At 48.1% G+C, this 4,438-nt stretch carries 6 protein-coding genes and 1 pseudogene; all 7 read left to right on the top strand.

The features are described from left to right. Positions 1 to 114: 114 nt before the first annotated feature. Positions 115 to 285: pseudogene (locus ACTQ1N_RS12385) on the top strand (type IV secretory system conjugative DNA transfer family protein); the annotation flags it as partial. Positions 286 to 766: 481 nt separating this feature from the next. Then, complete coding sequence (locus ACTQ1N_RS12380; protein WP_441956962.1) at positions 767 to 1,072, top strand: hypothetical protein; 306 nt, start codon at positions 767 to 769, stop codon at positions 1,070 to 1,072. Between the two features lie 137 nt (positions 1,073 to 1,209). Then, entirely contained in the window at positions 1,210 to 1,710 is a 501-nt protein-coding gene (locus ACTQ1N_RS12375; protein ID WP_441956961.1) for an LURP-one-related/scramblase family protein, read from the top strand. A gap of 12 nt (positions 1,711 to 1,722) precedes the next feature. Next, a complete protein-coding gene (gene msrA, locus ACTQ1N_RS12370; RefSeq protein WP_441956960.1) occupies positions 1,723 to 2,241 on the top strand; it encodes a peptide-methionine (S)-S-oxide reductase MsrA in 519 nt (172 codons plus the stop codon). Positions 2,242 to 2,251: 10 nt separating this feature from the next. Continuing rightward, a complete protein-coding gene (locus ACTQ1N_RS12365) occupies positions 2,252 to 2,875 on the top strand; it encodes an NUDIX hydrolase (protein WP_441956959.1) in 624 nt (207 codons plus the stop codon). Positions 2,876 to 2,953: 78 nt separating this feature from the next. Further along, positions 2,954 to 3,946: an ArdC family protein gene (locus tag ACTQ1N_RS12360; RefSeq protein WP_441956958.1), complete on the top strand. Its 993-nt coding sequence runs from the start codon at positions 2,954 to 2,956 to the stop codon at positions 3,944 to 3,946. Between the two features lie 12 nt (positions 3,947 to 3,958). After that, on the top strand, positions 3,959 to 4,288 hold the full coding sequence (locus tag ACTQ1N_RS12355) for a hypothetical protein (protein WP_441956957.1): 330 nt from the start codon (positions 3,959 to 3,961) through the stop codon (positions 4,286 to 4,288). The last annotated feature ends 150 nt before the right edge of the window (positions 4,289 to 4,438 follow it).

The following is a 4,438-nucleotide window of genomic DNA, read 5'->3' as shown; positions in this document are numbered from 1 at the left end:
ACGGCATAAAGCAATCCGATGTAAAATCCATCAGAATAATTTATGCTGTGCCTCTTTTTAATTTGATTGAATGTGGTATGGTTTAGGACCAGATAAAATGCGGGATAACAGTATACCCTTGGCAAACGGTCTTCCAGTGAGTCTCTAGGCAGCAAGGGCTCTGCCAGCAGCAACTTCGATGTCGTAGGACGAGAGCTTATGACACCGGATGAAGTCAGAAGGATGGACAACAAGAAGGAACTGGTCTTTATCCGTGGATGCAATCCAATCATGGACGACAAGTACCACACTCTGGAATCGCAGGAATTCGCGGTATCCAAGGCACTGGGACCCTATAAGAGCGAGCGGAAACGGCAGGAGGATGAAGAGAGAGATCAGATCCATTTCTACATCGATGCGGAAGGAAAAGATGCCGACAGCAAGTCTTACTTCTATCAGGTGGAGCAGTATAAGGGCATCTTCCGGGAATCGAAGATGTTCTCGAAACTTGGAAATGATGAGGCAGGCCATCTGATCGGAACGAAGGCTCTGGGATCCTATCTGCATAAGTATTCCAACGGCGAGCTGGAAGCTTACCCGGTCTTTGACCTGAATCGGCCGGAGCGGGTCCAGGCCGGCGGACAGACTCTGGTCCGGTATCCGATCTGCGGTTTCTATGAAGACGGGAAGATCAGCCAGGATGAGAAGGTGGATCTGGACGAGCTGTTCAATCAGGCCAACCGGGTCACCAGAGTGATGGAAGCAGCACTTTGAAAGGGGTGAGAACATGCATGATCTTGAGTATCTGACAGAAAAAGATCTGGAGTATTTCAAGAAGAAACAGGACGACGGAGATCCAGTCAGGATCATATACCTGAGTCCGGAAGTCCTGGACAGTCTTTCCTTCGAGGACATCGACAGGATGGAGCAGGAAGCAAAGGAAAAGACAGGCAGTCAGCCGACCGAAGAAGAACTGGAGGAGTGGCTGAAGAAGCACAATGCGATTCAGGAACCGGAGAAGGAGGAAAAAACAGATGAAGGACAGCAGCCAGATGATTCGGGAATTGGCAGAGAAGTACGGAATTGTCGATGAAGGAAACATCGTGGAGATGACAGATCTCGAAGGCAGGGAAGAGATCTCAGCTGAAGATGGAGACGGTGAAAATCCTTCATAAGCCAATACATTTGTGCCTCCGTATACCAGATGCTATAGTAATATCATGATGAGATTTGCAGGATGCGGAGACAAGTACCATGAAGCTGTTAATAAAGCAGAGAGTTTTTGCCATCACGGATACCTATGATGTTTATGACGAGCAGGGACGGGCAAAATACTTTGTGAAAAACGAACTGTTCGCCCTGCTTCATAATATCCATGTAAAGGATAAAACCGGGCAAGAGGTTGGCTCTGTTCATCAGAAACTGACGCTTTTCCTGCCGAGATTCCAGGTGGAGATCACAGGTAGGCAGGTTGGAAATGTGCAGGCTGAGTTTACCCTTTTCAGACCGAAATATACGATCGATTATATGGGCTGGAAGTGTGAGGGTGACATATTTGGATGGGACTACAGCGTCTATGACAGGAACACTCTGGTGATGACAATAAGCAAGAAACTGCTTCACTGGGGAGATACTTACGAACTTGATTTTTCAGACCCGGAATATGAATTGCCGGGTCTGATGCTGGTAATCGCAATTGATGCGGCAAACTGCTCACAGCAGAATAGTTGATGAGGACATAGGATGAAGAATATATACTTGGCAGGAGGCTGTTTCTGGGGAACCGAGAAAGTCTTCAAGATGCTGGATGGAGTAACAGATACAACTGTAGGCTATGCAAACGGACATACAGAGGATCCTACCTATCAGGAAGTCTGTACGGATAAGACAGGACATCGGGAGACAGTAAAGGTTACCTATGATCCTGAGAGAATCTCCCTTCAGAAGATTCTGACTGCCTATTTCATGGTCATTGATCCTACTGTCAGGAATCGCCAGGGCGGGGATATCGGGACACAGTACCAGACCGGTGTTTACTATGATGATCCGGAAGATCTTCCGAAGATTCAGAAAGTATTTGATGCTGAGAGACAGAAGCATGAGATGTTCTTCGTGGAGCTCCTTCCGCTTTCATGTTTCTACACTGCAGAAGAATACCATCAGGATTACCTGGAGAAGAATCCTACAGGCTATTGCCATGTGACGAAAGCAGAGTTTGACAGGATAAGAGCATTTAACAAGGAAAAGATGACTGATCAATGAGGATGGAATCATGCGGGAGTCACATATCGAGTCAATCGAGAAGCAGACAGACAATAAGTACCTGAATATGTATCATCTGGGCTTTCATGATCGTGCTGGCAATCCGAGAGACTATTATTTTGCTACACGCAATCGGGATGACCAGATCAAAATCCGGACTCATGAACTAAAACCGGAGGGGATATGCATCTATGCTGTGACCAAAGAGGAGCATCCAAGGCTGGCTTTAGTGCACGAATATCGTTTCCCTATTGATGAGTATATCTATTCGCTGCCGTGTGGATTGATTGATGAGGGTGAAACTCCTGGTCAGGCAGCTGTCAGAGAGATGAAAGAGGAGACAGGCTTTACCTTTCATGAATATGACAAGGGGGCCGCTTATCTGCGGAGGCCATTCTTCCTGGCACCAGGATTTTCAGATGAACCCGGGACAGCAATTTTCGGGACCATTGATGGGCTGGATGGAAAGAAGCAGAATGAGAGTTCAGAATGGATCGAGGTCCTGCTAGCGGATAAGAAGGAAGTAAGAAGAATTCTCGAAGAGGAAAAGACATCTGTCAGAGCGGCATTCCTGATGCATGCTTTCCTGAGAAGTGATCCGGGACAGCCATTTGACTTCCTTGAAGAAAAGTAAAACAGAATAGGGTGTGATTTTGAGAACCTCTGGGTGCTTAGCCCGGAGGTTTTTTCATGCCCTAAGAAAGGAGAGATTATGTCGGGAGCGTTTGAAATCGTTATGAGTGAGCGCAGAGCTCTGGTTGATAAGATCATCGGAATGATGCAGCAGGGCTATTTCTTCAACAAGGAAGAGTGGGACAGGGGTTCCCTCAGACCCCAGAACCCCCTGTCGAAGATCCAGTACAAGGGCGGCAACCGGCTGCGGCTGATGGCTATGGTCGTCGAGAACGGCTATACGGATCCCCGCTGGGCGACTGCCAGACAGTATTCCCAGAAGGGCTACTTCATCAAAAAGGGAGAGCATGGAGTCCTCTGTGAGAAATGGATCTTTGAGAAGCAGAAAAAGGTGAAGGATGAAAATGGGAGGGACACGTTCGAGACCGTGCAGCTGGACAGGCCGCAGGTCTCTTATTTTCGGGTATTCAATGCAGAGCAGGTCCAGGACTTCCCAAAGTTTGACAAGGGAGATTATCAGGAACCGGACATGGACCGGATGATCGATCAGATCATTTCGACCAGCGAGTGTCCCATCCATGAGATTGCCCAGGACCGGTCTTTCTACAGCCCCTCCACAGACGAGATCTTTCTGCCTCTCCGAAGTCAGTTCAAGGACCAGACCAGCTTTGCCAAGACTGTTCTTCACGAAATGTGCCACTCGACCGGAGCAGCATCAAGGCTGAACCGGACATTTCACGGAGTCTTCGGTTCGGAGGGCTATGCAAAGGAAGAGCTTCGGGCGGAGATCGGAGCCCTTTTCACAGAGACAGACCTGGGAATTCGCCTGTCCGGTGAGCACTACGAGGATCATTCCGATTACCTCAAGTCCTGGATCGGCGTCATCAAGAACGACTACAACGAATTCTTCCGGGCCTGCGCCGATGCAGAAAAGATCTCGGAACGGCTGGTCGGAAACTATGCGAAGAAGTATGAGCTGCCAAGCCAGGAGATCACGGAGATTCCGGAAAGAGAGAAAAGCAGCGAACTGACTGAAAACAGGAACCGGAGTAAGGAGAAGCTAGAGCAATGAGGAGGAAACTACATGAGAAGATCAGAAGGTATTCAGAGAAGATCCCGCTCAAACCTTGAACTGGTGTCTGACGAAGCGGAGAAGATTGAGGACAGTGTACCTGAAGGCTTCAATCAACCCCATAACCCTTCAGGAAAGATGTTTCTTTCAATCAGTGAGACGGCAAAACTTACAGGCCTCTCCGAAACATTTATCAGAAGGATGAAGAAGGCAGATCAGCTTCCTGGAGTTTATTGCGGGAGAAGATTTCTGGTAAATATCGACATATTCCTCGGACAGATCGTTTCGAAAAATGCTGTGAAACTCCTTCAGGAGGAACCGCAGGAAGATGCAGGCAAGTGAGATTTATGGATTTATGGATAAATGGGAGCAGTATAGTTGACCTCAACTGTAAAACGAGATGCAACCCCTCTCGTTCTGGCCTGAGGCCATAATGGTTACTAATCAAATACCTGCCGGGAGGTTGCATCCCGGCTTGCAAAGAGATCAGTC

Origin of the sequence: Porcincola sp. LCP21S3_C12 (assembly GCF_052118625.1) — a bacterium.
Classification (GTDB): Bacteria; Bacillota; Clostridia; order Lachnospirales; family Lachnospiraceae; genus Porcincola.
This window is presented reverse-complemented; position numbering and strand designations above follow the sequence as displayed.

What these genes read in the sequence shown, in the direction of transcription:
- ACTQ1N_RS12360 (WP_441956958.1), top strand. Translation starts at nt 2,954, where the DNA reads ATGTCGGGAGCGTTTGAAATCGTTATGAGTGAGCGCAGAGCTCTGGTT.
- msrA (WP_441956960.1), top strand. Translation starts at nt 1,723, where the DNA reads ATGAAGAATATATACTTGGCAGGAGGCTGTTTCTGGGGAACCGAGAAA.
- ACTQ1N_RS12380 (WP_441956962.1), top strand. Translation starts at nt 767, where the DNA reads ATGCATGATCTTGAGTATCTGACAGAAAAAGATCTGGAGTATTTCAAG.
- ACTQ1N_RS12365 (WP_441956959.1), top strand. Translation starts at nt 2,252, where the DNA reads ATGCGGGAGTCACATATCGAGTCAATCGAGAAGCAGACAGACAATAAG.
- ACTQ1N_RS12355 (WP_441956957.1), top strand. Translation starts at nt 3,959, where the DNA reads ATGAGAAGATCAGAAGGTATTCAGAGAAGATCCCGCTCAAACCTTGAA.